The organism is Saccharothrix sp. NBAS 001 (genome assembly GCF_056640475.1).
This window is the reverse complement of record NZ_CM153251.1, coordinates 5396644-5414023: the sequence shown is the minus strand read 5'-3', so window position 1 is coordinate 5414023 and position 17380 is coordinate 5396644. Positions and strand designations below refer to the sequence as shown.

General features: G+C 73.1%; 21 protein-coding genes. 15 read left to right on the top strand and 6 right to left on the bottom strand.

Annotated features, from left to right (window positions below):
• Positions 1–44: 44 nt before the first annotated feature.
• Genes AC0HI0_RS22465 through AC0HI0_RS22455 form a run of 3 tightly spaced genes read right to left on the bottom strand, consistent with a single transcriptional unit; the run spans position 45 to position 2310 of the window.
• The gene (locus AC0HI0_RS22465) at positions 45–977 is read right to left on the bottom strand and encodes a sucrase ferredoxin (RefSeq protein WP_480925466.1); all 933 of its coding nucleotides are present in this window, start codon (positions 975–977) and stop codon (positions 45–47) included.
• Positions 978–993: 16 nt separating this feature from the next.
• Positions 994–2181, bottom strand: a complete 1188-nt coding sequence (locus AC0HI0_RS22460) for a cupin domain-containing protein (protein ID WP_480925465.1) — start codon at positions 2179–2181, stop codon at positions 994–996.
• Positions 2182–2310: a hypothetical protein gene (locus tag AC0HI0_RS22455; RefSeq protein ID WP_480925464.1), complete on the bottom strand. Its 129-nt coding sequence runs from the start codon at positions 2308–2310 to the stop codon at positions 2182–2184. It abuts the gene before it with no gap.
• Between the two features lie 200 nt (positions 2311–2510).
• On the opposite strand from AC0HI0_RS22455, the gene AC0HI0_RS22450 reads away from it, so the two are divergent.
• From AC0HI0_RS22450 to AC0HI0_RS22425, 6 genes are read left to right on the top strand one after another with little or no spacing between them, the layout of a single operon-like run.
• On the top strand, positions 2511–2903 hold the full coding sequence (locus AC0HI0_RS22450) for a DUF948 domain-containing protein (RefSeq protein ID WP_480925463.1): 393 nt from the start codon (positions 2511–2513) through the stop codon (positions 2901–2903).
• Positions 2900–3169 carry a hypothetical protein gene (locus AC0HI0_RS22445; RefSeq protein ID WP_480925462.1) on the top strand — a complete coding sequence of 90 codons (270 nt, stop codon included), beginning with the start codon at positions 2900–2902 and terminating at the stop codon, positions 3167–3169. The genes AC0HI0_RS22450 and AC0HI0_RS22445 overlap by 4 nt, the downstream gene beginning before the upstream one ends.
• Before the next feature lie 52 nt (positions 3170–3221).
• Positions 3222–5894 carry an alanine--tRNA ligase gene (gene alaS, locus AC0HI0_RS22440; RefSeq protein ID WP_480925461.1) on the top strand — a complete coding sequence of 891 codons (2673 nt, stop codon included), beginning with the start codon at positions 3222–3224 and terminating at the stop codon, positions 5892–5894.
• The gene (gene ruvX, locus AC0HI0_RS22435; RefSeq protein ID WP_480925460.1) at positions 5881–6393 is read left to right on the top strand and encodes a Holliday junction resolvase RuvX; all 513 of its coding nucleotides are present in this window, start codon (positions 5881–5883) and stop codon (positions 6391–6393) included. Before alaS ends, ruvX begins: the two co-directional genes overlap by 14 nt.
• The gene (mltG, locus tag AC0HI0_RS22430) at positions 6390–7604 is read left to right on the top strand and encodes an endolytic transglycosylase MltG (protein ID WP_480925459.1); all 1215 of its coding nucleotides are present in this window, start codon (positions 6390–6392) and stop codon (positions 7602–7604) included. The genes ruvX and mltG overlap by 4 nt, the downstream gene beginning before the upstream one ends.
• A 2-nt stretch (positions 7605–7606) precedes the next feature.
• Positions 7607–8449: a shikimate dehydrogenase gene (locus AC0HI0_RS22425; RefSeq protein ID WP_480925458.1), complete on the top strand. Its 843-nt coding sequence runs from the start codon at positions 7607–7609 to the stop codon at positions 8447–8449.
• 117 nt (positions 8450–8566) lie between these two features.
• On the opposite strand, the gene AC0HI0_RS22420 is transcribed toward AC0HI0_RS22425, so the two are convergent.
• From AC0HI0_RS22420 to AC0HI0_RS22410, 3 genes are read right to left on the bottom strand one after another with little or no spacing between them, the layout of a single operon-like run.
• Positions 8567–8836 (bottom strand): HPr family phosphocarrier protein, encoded by a 270-nt coding sequence (locus AC0HI0_RS22420; RefSeq protein WP_480925457.1) that lies wholly within the window; start codon positions 8834–8836, stop codon positions 8567–8569.
• A 32-nt stretch (positions 8837–8868) separates the two neighbouring features.
• Complete coding sequence (locus tag AC0HI0_RS22415; protein ID WP_480925456.1) at positions 8869–10167, bottom strand: PTS transporter subunit EIIC; 1299 nt, start codon at positions 10165–10167, stop codon at positions 8869–8871.
• Positions 10164–10931 (bottom strand): GntR family transcriptional regulator, encoded by a 768-nt coding sequence (locus AC0HI0_RS22410; RefSeq protein WP_480925455.1) that lies wholly within the window; start codon positions 10929–10931, stop codon positions 10164–10166. The genes AC0HI0_RS22415 and AC0HI0_RS22410 overlap by 4 nt, the downstream gene beginning before the upstream one ends.
• A gap of 164 nt (positions 10932–11095) precedes the next feature.
• Between AC0HI0_RS22410 and AC0HI0_RS22405 the strand changes: the two genes are divergently transcribed.
• The 9 genes from AC0HI0_RS22405 to AC0HI0_RS22365 all read left to right on the top strand — a co-directional run bounded on the left by AC0HI0_RS22405 (position 11096) and on the right by AC0HI0_RS22365 (position 17336).
• On the top strand, positions 11096–11332 hold the full coding sequence (locus AC0HI0_RS22405; RefSeq protein ID WP_480925454.1) for a PTS sugar transporter subunit IIB: 237 nt from the start codon (positions 11096–11098) through the stop codon (positions 11330–11332).
• The gene (locus AC0HI0_RS22400) at positions 11329–11784 is read left to right on the top strand and encodes a PTS sugar transporter subunit IIA (protein ID WP_480925453.1); all 456 of its coding nucleotides are present in this window, start codon (positions 11329–11331) and stop codon (positions 11782–11784) included. The genes AC0HI0_RS22405 and AC0HI0_RS22400 overlap by 4 nt, the downstream gene beginning before the upstream one ends.
• A 159-nt stretch (positions 11785–11943) precedes the next feature.
• Positions 11944–12513 (top strand): prepilin peptidase, encoded by a 570-nt coding sequence (locus tag AC0HI0_RS22395; RefSeq protein WP_480925452.1) that lies wholly within the window; start codon positions 11944–11946, stop codon positions 12511–12513.
• Between the two features lie 21 nt (positions 12514–12534).
• Positions 12535–13734 carry a chorismate synthase gene (gene aroC / locus AC0HI0_RS22390; protein WP_480925451.1) on the top strand — a complete coding sequence of 400 codons (1200 nt, stop codon included), beginning with the start codon at positions 12535–12537 and terminating at the stop codon, positions 13732–13734.
• Positions 13731–14243, top strand: a complete 513-nt coding sequence (locus AC0HI0_RS22385) for a shikimate kinase (protein ID WP_480925450.1) — start codon at positions 13731–13733, stop codon at positions 14241–14243. The genes aroC and AC0HI0_RS22385 overlap by 4 nt, the downstream gene beginning before the upstream one ends.
• A 4-nt stretch (positions 14244–14247) precedes the next feature.
• Entirely contained in the window at positions 14248–15354 is a 1107-nt protein-coding gene (locus tag AC0HI0_RS22380; protein ID WP_480925449.1) for a DNA glycosylase AlkZ-like family protein, read from the top strand.
• 19 nt (positions 15355–15373) lie between these two features.
• The gene (gene aroB / locus AC0HI0_RS22375; RefSeq protein ID WP_480925448.1) at positions 15374–16480 is read left to right on the top strand and encodes a 3-dehydroquinate synthase; all 1107 of its coding nucleotides are present in this window, start codon (positions 15374–15376) and stop codon (positions 16478–16480) included.
• A complete protein-coding gene (gene aroQ, locus AC0HI0_RS22370) occupies positions 16477–16905 on the top strand; it encodes a type II 3-dehydroquinate dehydratase (protein WP_480925447.1) in 429 nt (142 codons plus the stop codon). Before aroB ends, aroQ begins: the two co-directional genes overlap by 4 nt.
• 23 nt (positions 16906–16928) lie before the next feature.
• Complete coding sequence (locus AC0HI0_RS22365) at positions 16929–17336, top strand: VOC family protein (RefSeq protein ID WP_480925446.1); 408 nt, start codon at positions 16929–16931, stop codon at positions 17334–17336.
• Positions 17337–17380 lie beyond the last annotated feature (44 nt).

Sequence of the window (17380 nt, the reverse complement as noted above, 5' to 3'; positions counted from 1 at the left end):
GGATACCGGGCGGGACGACACCCCTCCCGGGAACGCGACCGGTGTCAGGCCGGGGCGAGCGCCCTGATCGTCGGGGTCGTGTAGGCGGGCGGCGCGATCAGCCCGGAGCAACGGCTGTTGCCCGAGGTGCTCGGGGTGTTGCGGTGCACGGTCACCTCGTACAGGTGGTCCATGCCCCGCACGGTCACCACGCGCGCCTCGCCGTCCTCGGACTCCACCGGCCGCTCGGCCACGCCCAGCGCCGCGTCCAGCCCGCGCAGCCCCAGGTGCTTGCGCACCGCGATCTCGGCGTACTGGACCCACGTGCTGGCCGCCGACGTCCGGCCGCGCAGCTGGTCGGGCTGCACCTGGCCGTTGAGCGCGGCCTTGGCCACCAGCGCCGCCTCGCCCGGGTCGAGCTGGCCGTGCAGGAAGCCGTCCGGCACCACCAGCAGGTTGCCCGCCCAGCGGTCGCCGCCGACGTGGCTGACCTCCCACGCCCGACCGGGGTGGCTCGCGCCCAGCGCGCCCGCCAGCGGGCGGCCGAGCACCGCGCAGCACATGTCCTTGGTGCCGTGCGTGCAGACCAGGAACAGCGGGCCGTCGACCCGCTCGCCGTGGCCCGGGATGCCCGCCGCCAGCGCCGCCAGGTCGAGCGAGGCCAGTTCGGCGAGGTCGGCGACCTCCAGCCGCTCCAGCCACCGGTTGCCGGGCACGCCGCTGGCCAGGTAGACGGTGCGGGGCGCGTCGGCGGCGCGCTTGTGCTTGCCGGGACGGCGGATGAGCAGCGGCCGCAGTCCCGACGCGCGCGCCCCGTCCAGCCGGCCCGGCTCGAACACCGGGGCCAGGGTCTGCTCCAACGCGTCCGCGGGCCACGGGCCGGGCTGCTCGACGAGCAGCCACGACGTCATGAGCGCCGCTGTGCCGGCCGGATCGCCGCCGAGCTGGCGCGTGAGGATCGCGCACCCCGGCAGACCGCCCGAACTTACGTTAGGCATACCTAAGCTTACCGGATCACTCGGGTCCCAGTAGCCCCTGTGTGACCAATTCCCCGAGCAACGCTCGCACCGTGGCCCGGTCCAGGGCCGGCGCACCGGCCTCCACCAGCGACTTCACCGTGTGGCGAGCACTGCCCACGAGCACCTCCAGCACCGGGCGTGCCGCCGCCGCGAACACCAGGCGTTTGCCCGCCGCCGCCAGCGACACCGTGTCGGCGCCGACGGTAAGCACCGCGCGCGGAGTCAGCAACCGGACCTCGGCCTCGTCGCCCGGCGGCAGCAGCTCCGCGGTCGCGGTCCACGGCATCCCCACGTGCGGGACGGCCGGGGCCTGCGCGTCCCGGTCGGCCAGGAAGCGCCCGACCACGCCGGGGTCCATCAGCTCGGCGACCCGGGCCTTGAGCACGGCGGCGTGCGCCTCCTGGTCCGCGGCGGAGGCGAACCGGGGCAGGTCGGTGCGGAAGGACTCGTCCGCCCGCAGCCGGTCGGCCAGCCACGCGACCAGGTCCACGCCGGTCGCCCGGTTGAACCCGATGGTCAGGTGCAGCGACTCCGAACCCACCGCCGACACGTCGTGCCAGTGCCCGCGCGGCACGTAGAGGACGTCGCCGTCCTCCAGCATGAAGTCGTCCAACGGCTCGGCGGACGGCCGTTCGGGCAGCTCCACGTCCCGCTGGAGCGGCGCCGGCCGGGTCACCCCGTGCACCCGCCACCGCTTGCGCCCCGAGACCTGGACGATGATCGCGTCGTGGTCGTCCCAGTGCACGTCGAAGCCGTGCGTGACGCCCCACCCGGCGTACAGGTTGACCTGCACCCGTTCCCGCAGCTCGTGCTCCAGCGCCACGGCCAGCTCGCCCACCGGGCCGAACAGCTCGTGCACCGAGTCGATCACCAGGGTCGCGCCGCCGCGCATCTTCGCCGCGAACCCCGCGGGCAGCAGCCGGGGCACCGGCCCGGTCCGCCGGGTCTCGACCATCTCCGAGTAGGTGTGCGCGGGGACGACCTCGCCGCCCTGCGCGAGCCGCAGCCGGGGGAAGTCCAGCCGGTGCTGCCGCAGCACCCGGTTGACCTCCGACCACGGCAGCAGGTCGGCGAACCTCCCGGCCCGGCCGGTGAACCGCCTGTGCTCCCGGCCCTGCACCGCGTCGAAGAACTGGCTGACCCCGATCGGTGCGACGAGGTCAGCCAGGGTTGGAGCGGTCACTCAGTCGTTGCCGTCGTTGTCGGCGACCGCGCCGTTGGCCTTGCCGCGGTCGACCGCGCCGGTCAGCGGCTCGGCGCTGAGCAGCAGGCCACTGGACGGGGCCTCGTACGAGTCGTTCTCCTGAGCCATGCCGTACCTCCTGAAGTGGGGGTTGCACCAGCGTTGATCACGCTACGGCACCGAATCGCCCCAGGTCATCGGTCATCCGAGTAAATCTCACAAGTTGATCGGGGGTTCCGGTGGCGGCAACCGCGATCCACCAGAGGTCATTCGGGCGACGCGCGGTAACCTTGGACACCCCAACGCCCAGCAAGCTTTCAGGAGGATCCGTGTCGCCAGGGCAGATCGCCGCGCTGGTCGCCGCCGGCGCGTTCGTGCTGCTGGTGATCCTGCTGGCCATCCCGCTGATCAAGCTGGGCCGCACGCTGGACGAGGCCACCATCGCCATCCGCAAGGCGCACCAGAACAGCGATCCCCTCTTCACCGGCGCGAACACCACGATCACGCACGTGAACACCCAGCTGGAGCGGGTGGACGGGATCACCGCCAACGCGCGCGCGGTCACCGGCAACGTGTCCGCGCTGACCTCGCTGTTCACCGCCACCCTGGGCGGCCCGCTGGTCAAGGCCGCGGCGCTGTCCTACGGCGTGAGCAAGGCCATCCGCGCCCGCCGCACCGCCGGCCAGTCGCCCAAGAAGCACTCCCGGCGAGGTCGACGGTGAAGCGGCTGTTCTGGTTCGGCCTGGGCATCGCGGCCGGCGTCTTCGCCACCCGCAAGGCGGGGCAGGCCGCGCACGCCGCCACCCCGGCGGGCATCGGCGCCAACGTCGGCGAGGGCCTGCGGGAGCTGGCCGGTGCGATCGGGTCGTTCGGCGCGGAGGTCCGCGCGGGAATGTCCGAGCGCGAGCAGGAGTTGCACGACACCGTGGAGCGTCAGACGGGCCAGACGCCGGGTCGGCGAGCGCGCAGGGCGAACGACCGCTACTAGAGGTCGTTCGCCTCACCGCGCCCGAAACCACTTCGCACCTGAGGAACAACCCGTGCAGACCCACGAGATCATCAAGCGCTTCCGCGAGCACTTCGAGAACGCCGGCCACACCTACGTGCCCAGCGCCTCGCTCATCCTGGACGACCCGAACCTGCTGTTCGTCAACGCCGGCATGGTGCCGTTCAAGCCCTACTTCCTGGGCGAGGCCCCGCCGCCGTACAAGCGCGCCACCAGCATCCAGAAGTGCGTGCGCACGCCGGACATCGACGAGGTCGGCAAGACCACCCGGCACAACACGTTCTTCCAGATGGCCGGCAACTTCTCCTTCGGCGACTACTTCAAGGAAGAGGCCATCCGGCTGGCCTGGGAGCTGATCACCAAGTCCCAGGACGACGGCGGCTACGGCTTCGACCCCGAGCGCATCTGGGTGACCGTCTACCTCGACGACGACGAGGCCATCGAGCTGTGGAAGAAGGTCGCCGGCCTGCCCGACGAGCGCATCCAGCGCCGTGACGGCAAGGACAACTACTGGGACATGGGCGTGCCCGGCCCCGGCGGCCCGTGCTCGGAGATCTACTACGACCGGGGCCCGGCCTTCGGCCGCGAGGGCGGCCCGGTCGTCGACGAGGACCGGTACCTGGAGATCTGGAACCTGGTCTTCATGCAGGACGAGCGCGGCGAGCTGAGCCCCAAGCTCGGCCACCCGCCGATCGGCTCGCTGCCCAGCAAGAACATCGACACCGGCATGGGCGTCGAGCGGGTCGCGTTCCTGCTCCAGGGCGTGGACAACGTCTACGAGACCGACCTGGTGCTGCCGGTGATCCGCGCGGCCGAGGAGCTGTCCGGCCGCAAGTACGGCGACAACCCGACCGACGACGTGCGCTTCCGGGTCATCGCCGACCACGCCCGCAGCGGCGTGCTGATCGTCGGCGACGGCGTCACCCCCGGCAACGAGGCCCGCGGCTACGTGCTGCGCCGCCTGCTGCGCCGGATCGTCCGCTCGGCCCGCCTGCTGGGCATCGACCAGCCGGTGCTGGTCAAGTTCGCCGAACTGGTCCGCGACGCCATGGGCCCGACCTACCCGGAGCTGGTCAGCGGCTTCCCGCGGATCGCCCAGGTGCTGCAGGCCGAGGAGGACACGTTCCTGCGCACGCTGGAGGCCGGCGAGCGGATCTTCGGCACCGCCGCCGCCGAGGTCAAGTCCGCCGGCCGCGCCACGCTGCCCGGCGACAAGGCGTTCCAGCTGCACGACACGTACGGCTTCCCGATCGACCTCACCCTGGAGATGGCCTCGGAGGCGGGCCTGACCGTGGACGAGGACGGGTTCCGCAAGCTGATGGCCGAGCAGCGCGCCCGCGCCAAGGCCGACGCCGCCGGCAAGAAGACCGGCCACGGCGACCAGACCGTGTACCGGGAGCTGCTCGAACTCGGCGCCACCGAGTTCACCGGCTACCAGGAGCTGGCCTCCGAGGCCACGCTGCGCGGCATCGTGCGCGAGGGCCGGCGGGTGCGCTCGGCCCGCGAGGGCGAGATCGTCGAGGTCGTGCTCGACCGCACCCCGCTCTACGCCGAGTCCGGCGGCCAGGAGAGCGACGCCGGCACCATCGTGTCCGGCGGCGCCGAACTGGAGGTCGTCGACGTCCAGAAGGTCGCCCGCAAGCTGTGGGTGCACCAGGTCCGCGTGCTCTCCGGCGAGATCGCCGAGGGCGAGCGGGTCGAGGCCCGGGTCGACCCGGAGTGGCGGGTCGGCGCGCGGCAGGGCCACTCGGGCACGCACGTCGTGCACGCCGCCCTGCGCCAGGTGCTCGGCCCGTCGGCGTTGCAGAGCGGCTCCTACAACAAGCCGGGCTACCTGCGGCTGGACTTCGCCTGGACGGGTGGTCTTTCCGACGCCACGCGCAGCGAGATCGAAGAGGTCTCGAACCTGGCCGTGCGCCGCGACCTGCCGGTGAGCGTGGTCTACACCGACATGGGCGGGGCCCAGGAGATGGGCGCGGTCGCCCTGTTCGGCGAGACCTACGACGACACCGTCCGGGTGGTCGAGATCGGCGGCGAGTGGTCGCGCGAGCTGTGCGGTGGCACGCACGTCGAGCACTCGTCCCAGATCGGCCCGATCACCGTGATCGGCGAGTCGTCGGTGGGCTCGGGCGTGCGCCGGCTGGAGGCCTACGTCGGCATCGAGGCGTTCCAGTACCTGGCCCGCGAGCGGGCCCTGGTGCAGAACGTGGCCACGCTGCTCAAGGTGCCCGACGCCGAGGTGCCCGCCCGGGTGGAAGCCCTGGTCGAGCGGCTGCGGGTGGCCGAGAAGGAGCTGGAGCGGGTCCGGTCGGCCCAGCTGCTGTCCTCCGCCGGGTCGCTGGCCGAGCAGGCGCTGGACGTGCGCGGCGTGGCCGTGGTCGCGGTGGAGCTGCCCGGCGGGATCGCCGCCGGTGACGTGCGGACGCTGGCCGGCGAGGTGCGCAACCGGCTGGGCGGCAAGCCCGGCGTGGTGGCGCTGTTCGCCCCGGACGGCGACAAGGTGAGCTTCGTGGTGGCCACCACGGAGGCCGCCCGCTCGCTCGGCCTGGCCGCCGGCAAGCTGGTGCCCGCCTTCGCCCCCGCCGTCGGCGGTCGGGGCGGCGGCAAGCCGGACCTCGCCCAGGGCGGTGGCACCGACCCCGCCGGCGTCGCGCAGGCCCTGGCCGCCGTGCGGGCCGAGGTGGACCGCGCCGTTGAGCAGCGCTGACCGTCCCGGCGTCGACGACCCCGGCCTCGGCAGGAGGCTGGGCGTCGACGTCGGCGCGGTGCGGGTGGGCGTCGCGCTGAGCGACCCGGGCGCCTTCCTCGCGACCCCGCTGGTTACCCTGGCCCGGGACGAGAAGACCGGCCGGGACCTCGCGGACCTGGTCGGACTCGTCGCCGAGCACGACGTCGTGGAGGTCGTGGTCGGCCTGCCCCGCACCCTGGCCGGCAGACACGGGCCGGCAGCGGAGTCGGCGACCGCGTACGCTGCGGCGTTGGCCGAGCGGGTCGCGGTGCCGGTGCGGTTGCAGGACGAGCGGCTGACCACCGTCACGGCGAGCCGGGTGCTGGCCGAGCGGGGGGTGCGAGGCAAGAGGCAACGTGCTGTCGTGGACCAGGCTGCCGCGGTCGAGATCCTCCAGTCCTGGCTGGACGCACGGGCACGAAACGTGGCCCGTTCCGCCGACGAGGAACAGGCCCCCGGAGCTAAGGACCGCACGTGAGCGACGACCTCGGGTTGTTCAGCGAACCTGACGTGCACCACGACGAACGCCCGCGCGGCGCGAAGGCGGCGGCGCGGAGCAAGCGCAGGCGCAAGAAGACGATCCTGTGGGTCGTCGTCGCGCTCGTCCTGGTGGCCGGCGGCGCGGGCGCGTACTACGGCTACCAGGTGCTCAGCGGCATCGGCTCGTTCGAGGACTTCCCGGGCGCGGGCGAGGCCGACGTGGTGGTCGAGGTCAAGGACGGCGACCTGGTCTCGGCCATCGCCACCACGCTCAAGGACCAGGGCGTGGTGGCCAGCGCGCGGGCCTTCACCGAGGCGGGCAAGGACGACAACCGGGTCACCGCCATCCAGCCCGGCTTCTACCTGATGAAGACCAAGATGTCCGGCCGGACCGCGGTGGAGCGGATGGTCGACCCGAAGGCCAAGGTCGTGCCGCTGGAGGTCAAGGGCGGCAACGTGCTGCACGACATCACCTCGCCGGACGGCAAGACCGTCACCAAGGGCATCCTGTCCATGCTCGCCGACGCCTCGTGCGCGGAGCTGGACGGCGTGAAGAAGTGCGTGACCGTGCAGGAGCTGCGCGACGCCGCGGACAACGCGGACGCCGCCGCCCTGGGCATCCCGGACTGGGCGCTCGCGGACTTCGGCCGCGCGCCGAAGGAGAACCGGCTGGAGGGCCTGATCACCCGCGGCCTGTACCACCTCAAGCCCGGCGCGTCGGCCCCCGAGCTGATCAAGAGCGTGATCGAGACCTCGAACACCCGGCTCCAGGGCTACGGCATCCCGGCGGGCACCAAGAACACCGGGTTCCGGCCCTACGAGGTGCTGACCGTCGCCTCGCTGATCGAGAAGGAGGGGTTGGAGAAGGACTTCGGGAAGATCTCCCGGGTCATCTACAAGCGCCTCTCGGTCAACCAGGAACTCCAGTTCGACTCGACGGTCAACTACAAGCTCGACCGGCCGGTCGTCACCACCACCGACGAGGACCGGGACCGCTCCGGCCCGTACAACACCTACCGGAACAAGGGCCTGACGCCGACGCCGATCGGCTCGCCCAGCCGCGAGGCGATCAACGCCGCGATCAACCCCGAGCAGGGGCCGTGGCAGTACTTCGTGAAGTGCCAGAAGGACGGCACGTCGTGCTTCTCGGACAACCTGACCGAGCACAACCGGCTGGCGGACAAGGCACGCGAGGAAGGCGTCTTCTGACGATGTCCCGCCAGGCCGCCGTGATCGGCTCGCCGGTGTCGCACTCGCTGTCCCCGGTGCTGCACAACGCCGCGTTCGAGGCGCTGGGGCTGGACTGGACCTACACCCGGGTCGAGTGCGACGAGGCGGGCGTGCCGGCCCTGGTGGCCGGTCTGGACGACTCGTGGGCCGGGCTGTCGGTGACGATGCCGGGCAAGCGCGCCGCGCTGGCCGCGGCGTCCTCGGCGACGCCGCGCGCCACCCTGGTCGGCGCGGCCAACACGCTCGTCCCGGTCGACGGGGGCTGGCGCGCGGACTGCACCGACGTGGACGGCGTGCTCGGCGCGTTGCGCGCGGCCTGCGGGTTCACCGGCGGGTCGCGCGCGGTCCTGCTGGGCGCGGGCGGCACGGCCACCGCGGCGCTGGTCGCGCTGGCGTCGGTCGGGGTGGCGGAGGTGACGCTGGTCGTGCGGTCGCCCGCGCGGGCCGGCGAGGCTCGGGCGTGCGCCGGGCGGGCCGGGGTGTCGCTGGCGGTGTCGTCCTGGGACAGCACCGACTTCGCGGCTCTGGCGGCCTCCTCGGACGTGCTGGTGAGCACCGTGCCGCCGGCCGCCACCGAGCCGGTCGCGCGGGCGCTGGCCGAGTCGCCGTGCGTGCTCGACGTCATCTACCACCCGTGGCCCACGCCGCTGGCGCACGCCGTGGCGCAGCGCGGCCGGACGTTGGCCACCGGGCTGGACATGTTGCTGCACCAGGCTTTCGGCCAGTCCGAGCAGTTCACCGGGCAGCCGGCGCCGCGCGCGGCGATGCGCGCCGCGCTGCGGGCCGCCACGGACGACGTCCTGCCGCTCCCGCTGGGCGACTGACCCCGGACGGCCCGCGCGGTCGTCGCGCACCACCGTCGGACTTCGCTCGATCGGGTGAAAACGCGGAAGGGCCCCGCTCGCGTGGTGCGAGCGGGGCCCTTGCCGTCGTCGCTCGGATCAGCCTTCGTCGAGGTCCGAGGCGATGAGGGACGCGATGGCCTCCAGCGCGTCGTCCGCGCCTTCGCCCTCCGCGGCCAGCACGACCTCGTCCCCGTGCATCGCGCCGAGGGTCATCAGCCCCAGCACGCTGCCCGCCTCCACCGGTTCGCCGTCCTCCTTGCGGATGGTGACCTTGACCGGCTGGCCCGCGGCCGCCTTCGCCAGCAGTGCGGCAGGGCGTGCGTGCAGTCCGACCTTGCTCGCCACGGTGACCCGTCGCTCAGGCATGATCCGTCCCTTTCGTGTGTGCTTGCCGGGTGTCAGGGCGTCGACGCGCCCCGGCCCCGGGCTTCCTTCGAGTCCTCGCTGCCCTCGACCACGCTCGGGTCGGCCTCGGGGTCCTCGTCGTCGTCGCGGCCCGGCGTCCTCAGGTTCCACTTGGCGATCACGAAGCGGAACACGAAGTAGTAGATCACCGCGTAGACCAGGCCGATCAGGACCAGCAGCCACGGCTTGGTCGAGATGCCCCAGTTGAGCGCCATGTCGATGGCACCCGCGGAGAACGAGAAGCCGTCGTGGATGCCCAGCGCGTTGGTGATCGCCAGCGAGGTGCCGGTGAGGATCGCGTGGATGATGTAGAGCGGCCACGCGACGAACATGAACGCGAATTCCAGCGGCTCGGTGACACCGGTGATGAACGCGGTGAGCGCGGCCGAGCCCATGATGCCGGCGATGAGCTTCTTCTGCGCCGGGCGCGCCGTGTGCACGATCGCCAGGGCGGCGGCGGGCAGGGCGAACATCATGATCGGGAAGAAGCCCGTCTGGAACGTGCCCGCGCTCGGGTCGTGGGCCAGGAAGCGCGGGATGTCGCCGTGCACGACCTTGCCGGCCGCGTCGGTGTACTCGCCGAACTGGAACCACACCACGTTGTTGATGATGTGGTGCAGGCCGAGCGGGATCAGCAGGCGGTTGACCACGCCGAACAGGCCCGCGCCGATCACCGTGCTGCCGGTCACGGCCTCACCGATGGAGGTGATGCCGCTGTTGAACCAGGGGTAGATCAGGCCGAGGACGACACCGACCACGACCATGACGGTCGCGACCAGGATCGGCACGAACCGGCGTCCGCCGAAGAAGGCCAGGTAGGGCGGCAGCTTGATGCGGTGGTACTTCTGCCACAGCACCGCGGTGATCAGGCCGACGACGATACCGCCGAGGACCCGGTAGTCGATCAGCACCGGCTTCGCGAGCGGGTCCGTCGGCTGGTCGAGGACCAGCGGCGACATCGCCTTGAACACGCCCTGCATCACCACGTAGCCGACGACCGAGGCCAGCGCCGTGGAGCCGTCGCCCTTGCGGGCGAAGCCGATCGCGATGCCGACCGCGAACAGCAGCGGCAGGTTGCCGAGGATCGCGTCGCCGGCGTTGCCGATGACCGCCGCGACCTTGTCCCAACCCAACCCGTCCTTGCCGAGCAGGTCGGGCTGGCCCAGCCGGGCCAGAAGACCTGCCACGGGCAGCGCGGCGATCGGCAGCATGAGGCTGCGACCGAACCGCTGCAACGTGGCGAGTCCCTTGATGTCACGACCGCCGACCGCCTGTGGGGCGCTGGCGCTCATGGGTTACCTCCCTTGGCGGAGAAATGGCCGGAGTCCGGGTCGGTCCGGTCCAATTGCATGGTCACCTGGTAGAGATCGCCCCGGTACCAGGACGTCATGTCCTCCACGGGTCGCCCAGCGGAGCTGGTGACCCGGCGGAAGACGAGGAGCGGGCCGCCGGTCCTGATGCCCAGCAGCCGCGCCGTTTCGGGGTCGGCGCCTTCGGCCCAGACGGTCTGCCTGGCGTGGTCGAGCTGCACGCCGTAGGTGTCGGCCAGGATGGTGTAGAGCGAGCCGGTCAGCTCGTGCCGGTGCAGTCCGGGCACGATCCTGGGGTGGTACCAGCCGCGTTCCACCGCCAGCGGCACGTCGTCGGCCAGGCGCAGGCGGACGAGGTGGCACGCCGGTTCGTGCGGTGGCAGGCCGAGCGCGGTCGCCGCCGCCGGCGGCGGGACCTCGTCGGCGCACCGGTGCACCTGCGTCGTGGGGGTGAGCCCGCGCCGCCGCATGTCGTCGGTGAAGGACTCCAGGTAGAGCTGGGCGTCCAGCCGTCGGCGCGCGGTGAACGTGCCGCGGCCCTTCGCCCTGGTGAGCAGGCCCTCGGCGACCAGCTGCCCGACCGCGGCGCGCACCGTGATCCGGGACACCCGGTACTGCTGGGCGAGGTCGCGTTCGGACGGGATGGGCGAGCCCGGCGGGAGTTCCTGCTCGGCCATGCGCCGCAGGATGTCCCTGAGCTGCGCGTGCTTGGGCTTGGGCCCGTCGACGATCTCGTTGCGGTTCATGACACCTCCCCGTGCTCGCGAAGCCCGACCCGGATTGGTACTTTCCGGTCTAGACCAGTTGGTGCGGGGAGGATGCTCCGCGCCGCAAGCGGGTGTCAACCGCCGTTACGGGACCGTGCCCGAGCGGTGGCACCCTCACCCCAGGTGTCGAGAGAGGACTTGAAGTGGCTGACGACAAGGCGGAGAAGATCCTCGCCGGGCTCGGCGGGGCGGACAACATCGTGGAGATCGAGCCGTGCATCACGCGCCTGCGCTGTGAGCTGACCGACGGCGACCTGGTGGACGAGAAGCTGCTCAAGTCGGCCGGTGCGCACGGCGTGATGCGGTCGGGCAACGTCGTGCAGGTCGTGGTCGGTCCGGAGGCGGACACCATCGCGAGCGACATCGAGGACCTCCTGTGACGTTGCGCGTGGCGAGCCCGGTCAGCGGCCGGGTGGTGGCGTTGGCCGAGGTGCCGGACCCGGTGTTCGCGCAGGCCATGGTGGGCCCCGGCATCGCCGTGGAGCCCGACCGGGCGGCGGCCGAGGTGGTGTCCCCGGTGGACGGCAAGGTGGTGACCCTGCACCCGCACGCGTTCGTGGTGGCCACCGAGGACGGCGCCGCGGTGCTGGTGCACCTGGGCATCGACACGGTGAAGCGCAAGGGCGAGGGCTTCACGCTGCACGTGGTCAAGGACGAGGTCGTGCGGGCCGGGCAGCCGGTCGTGACCTGGGACCCGGCCGAGGTGGAAGCGGCCGGGTTCGCCCCGATCTGCCCGGTCGTCGCGCTGGACGCGGCGGCCGAAGCCCTGCTCGACGTGGCCGCGCCCGGCCCCGTCGCGGCGGGTGACACGCTGTTCACCTGGCAGCGCTGATCTCCGCACGGGGCCGGATCCGCCCGCCGGGCTGATCCGCGAAGCGGGCAGGACCTCAAGACACCCGGGCAGCGCCGCCCGTGAACGGGTTCGACCGGATGGACCATCCGGTCGAACCCTTTCTTGTGCTCCGAACGGGCTCGCGGGCACCGTGGGTCCATGGTCATCCCACTGTCCGGCCTGGTCGCCGGGGCCCTCGGCGCGGGGCTGCTGCGCGTGCTCCCGCGTGGTACGAACGTCCGATGGCTGTGGTGCGCTCTGCCTACCGCCGTCCTGTGGGCCTTGACCGCGTCGGTGGCCGTCCCGGATTGCCGGCTTCCGGTCCCGTTGCTCCTCTCGTGGCTGTTGGTGCTCGTCGTCGCCACGGACTTCCGGTCCGGCCGCCTGCCCGACGCGCTGACGCTGCCCGCCTACCCGGTGCTCGCGGTCGCGCTGTGGGTGGCCGGAGCCGATCCGGTGCGGTCGGTCATCGGAGGTCTGGCGTTCTTCGGGGTCCACCTGGCGGTGCACCGCGCACGCCCGTCGGCGCTCGGCGGCGGTGACGTGAAGCTCTCCGGGGCGCTGGGCGCGGTGCTCGGCGCGGTGTCGTGGCAGGCCCTGCCGGCGGCCGCCGCGGCGGCGAGCGCGATCACGCTGGTCGGCGCGCTGTGGCGGCCCCGGGACGCGCTGCCGCACGGCCCCGGTCTGGTGGCGGCGACCTGGCTCACGTCGATGACGGGGCCGTGGTGAGGCTGTGGAAGGATTCGACGCGTGCTGCGCTGGATCACCGCTGGGGAGTCCCACGGACCGGCCCTGGTTGCCGTGCTGGAAGGCATGGTCGCCGGGGTGGAGGTCACCACTGCCGACCTGACCGTCCAATTGGAACGCCGACGGCTCGGTTTCGGGCGCAGTCCCCGGATGGGGTTCGAGGCCGACGAGGTCGAGATCCTCGGCGGGGTGCGCCACGGGCTCACCCAGGGCGGCCCGGTCGCCGTGCGGATCGGCAACTCCGAGTGGCCCAAGTGGCAGAAGGTGATGTCCGCCGACCCCGTCGACCCGTCCGAGCTCAAGCCGACCGGCCGCAACGAGGCGCTGACCAGGCCCCGGCCCGGCCACGCCGACCTGCCCGGGATGCAGAAGTTCGGGTTCGACGAGGCGCGGCCGGTGCTGGAGCGGGCCAGCGCGCGGGAGACCGCCGCGCGCACCGCCCTGGGCACCGTGGCCCGGCACTTCCTCCGGCAGGTCTTCGACGTCGAGGTGGTCAGCCACGTGGTGTCGATCGGCCGGGCGAAGACGCCCGCCGACGCGCCGGTGCCCGGTCCGGGCGACCTGGCCGCGGTGGACGCCAGCCCCGTGCGCGCGTTCGACCAGCGCGGCACCGAGGCGATGATGGCCGAGGTGGAGGCGGTGCAGAAGGCCGGTGACACGGTCGGCGGCGTGATCGAGGTCATCGCCTACGGCCTGCCGCCGGGCCTGGGCTCGCACGTGCACTGGGACCGCCGGCTCGACGCGCGCCTCGCGGGCGCGCTGATGGGCGTGCAGGCGATGAAGGGCGTGGAGATCGGCGACGGCTTCACCACCGCCGAGCGGTGGGGCAGCCAGGCGCACGACGAGATCGACCGGGGCACCGGGCCCAAGGGCGTGACGCGCCGGTCCAACCGCGCGGGCGGGCTGGAGGGCGGCATCACCAACGGCGAGCCGCTGCGCGTGCGGGTCGCGATGAAGCCGATCTCGACCGTGCCGCGCGCGCTGTCCACTGTGGACGTGCGGACCGGCGAGCCGGCCGTGGCGATCCACCAGCGCTCGGACGTGTGCGCGGTGCCGAGGGCCGGTGTGGTGCTGGAGTCCGTGGTGGCGCTGGTGCTCGCCGAGGCGGCGCTGGAGAAGTTCGGCGGCGACTCGATCACCGAGACCCGGCGCAACGTCGCGTCCTACCTGGCGGCGCTGGAAGCCCGCTGGGAGGGGCTGTGAGCCCGCGCTACGTCGTGCTGGGCCCGCCCGGCGCGGGCAAGACGACGGTCGGGCAGCTGCTCGCCGAACAGCTCGGGGTGTCCTTCCGGGACACCGACGAGGACGTCGTGGCCACCGCCGGGAAGTCCATTTCGGACATCTTCACCACCGACGGCGAGCAGGCGTTCCGCGCGCTGGAGGAGGCCGCGGTCGAGGCGGGGCTGGCCGGGCACGACGGCGTGCTGGCGCTGGGCGGCGGCGCGGTGCTCTCCGCGACCACCCGGGCCCGGCTCGCCGGCCACACCGTGGTGTTCCTCAACGTGGGCACGGCCGAGGGCGTGCGGCGGACCGGCCTGTCCACCGCCCGGCCGCTGCTGGCCGGGGTGAACCCGCGCTCGACGTTCAAGGCGCTGCTCGACGCCCGGCTGCCGCTGTACCGCGAGGTCGCGGCGATCGAGGTGTCCACCGACCAGCTGGAACCGGAGCAGGTGGTCGCCGCCGTGCTCGCGCACGGCGCGGCGGCCGGGTGACCCGGTGGAGCTGATCGCCGACCACGTCCTCGCGCACCGCGCCGCGGTGCAGGGGCTGGGCGGCGGCGATCTGGGCGTGCTCGCGCTCGGCGTGGTGGACAGCCCGCCGAACACCGGCGCGGCGGCCGTGGCCGTGCGCGACCCGCACCACGCCGAGCCGCTGGTCCGGGTGCTGAGCCTGCGCGGCGCGCCGCACCTGCACCGCCCGGCCGACCTGCCCGCGCTGCGCCGCCGGCTGCGCCCGCGCACGCCCGAGCAGGTCGCCGCCTGGTGCGGCGGGTTCCCGGCGCCCGCGCCGGAGCACGTGGACCTGGTCGTGGCGGCGATGCTGCGGGAGTTCCCGGACGGGAGCGGGACGGCGACCAAGGCCGAGCTGTCCGCCGCGATCAGCCCCGGGTTGCCGGCAGAGGTCCGACCACTCTGCCCGCCGTGCGGGAGCGAACACGTCATCGAGGGCCTGTTCCGCCTCGGCACCCTGCTGGCCGGTCTCGAACTGGAGCCGGTGGGCGCGAAACCGACCTTCCGCCGGCCGGCGAGTTCTGCCGGTTCTGCCGGTCCGGACCCCGTCGCCGGACCCGCTGCGGGGACCACTTCCGGACCGGGCGGCGCGTCCGGTCCGGGCGACCGGGACGGGGCCACGGGGCTGTTGCGGGACTACGCGCGGTTCGTCGGGCCGTTCGCCAGGTCCGACGCCGAGCGCTGGCTGGGGGCCGGGCCGCAGGAGTGGCCGGCGACCCGGCCCGTGCGGGTCGACGGGCGGCGGCTGCTGGTGCTCGCGGACGAACCCGACCCGCCCGACGCGCCGGAGCCGCCCGCCGGGCTGCTGCTGTTCCCGCGCGACCCGTACCTGCTCGGCCCGAGGTGGCTGGTCGCCGAGCCGGACGTGGCCAGGCGGGTGTGGCGGCCGGTCGGCAGTCCCGGCGCGCTCGTGGTGCGCGGGCGGGTCGTCGGGGCGTGGCGCTACACGTTCAGCGGCCGGACGATGATCTTCCACGTCGAGCGCTGGCCGAAGGTCAGGGGTGCCGCGCGCCGCGCGATCCGGGACCAGGCCGACGTGCTGGCGGGCGTGTGGGGCTCGACCGCGCTGGAAGCGGACGTGGTCGAATGGTGACCTACGAAGGGGAGTGGTGATGGGCGAGCCGGTGCGGATCCGCGTGGCCGCGGAACGACCGTACGACGTGGTGGTGGGGCGCGGGCTGCTCGGCGACCTGGTCGAGGTGCTGCGCGGCACGGCCAAGGCGGCGATCGTCCACACGCCCACGCTCGGCGAGACCGCCGAGGCGGTCCGCGCGGAGCTGGCGGAGGCCGGGATCGACGCGCACCGGGTCGAGGTGCCCGACGCCGAGGACGGCAAGGACCTGCGGGTCGCCGGGTACTGCTGGACGGTGTTCGGCCAGATCGGGCTGGGCCGCTCGGACGCGGTGATCGGCCTGGGCGGCGGCGCGGTGACCGACCTGGCCGGGTTCGTCGCGTCCACCTGGATGCGCGGCGTCAAGCTGGTGCACGTGCCGACCACGCTGCTCGGCATGGTGGACGCCGCGGTCGGCGGCAAGACCGGCATCAACACCGACGCGGGCAAGAACCTGGTCGGCACGTTCTACGAGCCGCACGCCGTGCTGGTCGACCTGGCCACCCTGGAAACCCTGCCGCGCAACGAACTCGTCGCGGGCATGGCCGAGGTGGTCAAGGGCGGCTTCATCGCCGACCCGGCGATCCTGGACCTGATCGAGGCCGACCCGGAGCGCGCCCTGGACCCGACCGGCGACGTGCTCGAAGAGCTGGTGCGGCGCAAGATCCAGGTCAAGGCCGACGTGGTGTCGACCGACCTGCGCGAGTCCGACCTGCGGGAGATCCTCAACTACGGCCACACCCTCGGCCACGCGATCGAGCGCCGCGAGCGCTACCGCTGGCGGCACGGCGCGGCGGTCAGCGTCGGCCTGGTGTTCGCCGCGGAGCTGGCCCGGCTGGCGGGCCGGCTGGACGACGCGACCGCCGACCGGCACCGCCGGGTGCTCGACGCGCTGGGCCTGCCCACCCGCTACGACCCGGACGCGCTGCCCCAGCTGCTGGAGGGGATGCGGGTGGACAAGAAGAACCGGTCCGGCGTGCTGCGGTTCGTGGTGCTGGACGGCCTGGCCAAGCCCGGCCGGCTGGAGGGCCCGGACCCGTCGCTGATCGCCGCCGCGTACTCGGCGGTGGCCGCCGACGCGACCTCGGGTGGGAGCGTGCTGCTGTGAAGGTCCTCGTGCTGAACGGGCCCAACCTGGGCCGGCTGGGCACCCGCGAGCCGGACATCTACGGCGCCACCACCTACGCCGACCTGGTCGACCTGTGCGAGGCCACCGGGCGCGAGGTGGGCGTCGAGGTCGACGTCCGGCAGACCGACTTCGAGGGCGAGCTGCTGGGCTGGCTGCACCAGGCGGCCGACGACGGGACCCCGGTCGTGCTCAACGCGGCGGCGTGGACGCACTACTCGGTCGCGGTCCGGGACGCGTGCTCGCAGCTGACCGCGCCGCTGGTCGAGGTGCACATCTCGAACGTCCACAAGCGCGAGGAGTTCCGCGCCCACAGCCTGCTCTCGGCCATCGCCGAGGGCGTGATCGTCGGGCTGGGCGTGCGGGGCTACCAGCTCGCGATCCGCTGGCTGGCCGACCGGGCCTGACCGGCACCGGATCCGGGGGACCGATGGCGCACGGCGGGCTGCACCACGTCGAGCTGTGGGTGCCGGACCTGGCGCGCGCCGAGCACAGCCTCGGCTGGTTGCTGCGCGAGCTGGGCTGGACCGAGTACCAGCGGTGGGGCGCCGGGGTGAGCTGGCGGCTCGGGCCGACGTACCTGGTGGTGGAGCACTCGCCCGCGCTGCGGGCCCACCACCGGCTCGGCACGGGCCTCAACCACCTGGCGTTCCACGTCGGCGGGCGGGACCTGGTGGACGACCTGGTGGCCCGCGCGCCCGATCACGGCTGGTCGCCGCTGTTCGCCGACAAGTACCCCCACGCGGGTGGGCCTGATCACTACGCCGGGTACCTGGAGAACACCGACGGCTTCGAAGTCGAACTGGTGGCCTCGATCGGATCTCACCCGGCCGGGTGAGTGGATCTCTACACTGAACCGGAACCGGGCGTGCCGCGTTCCCC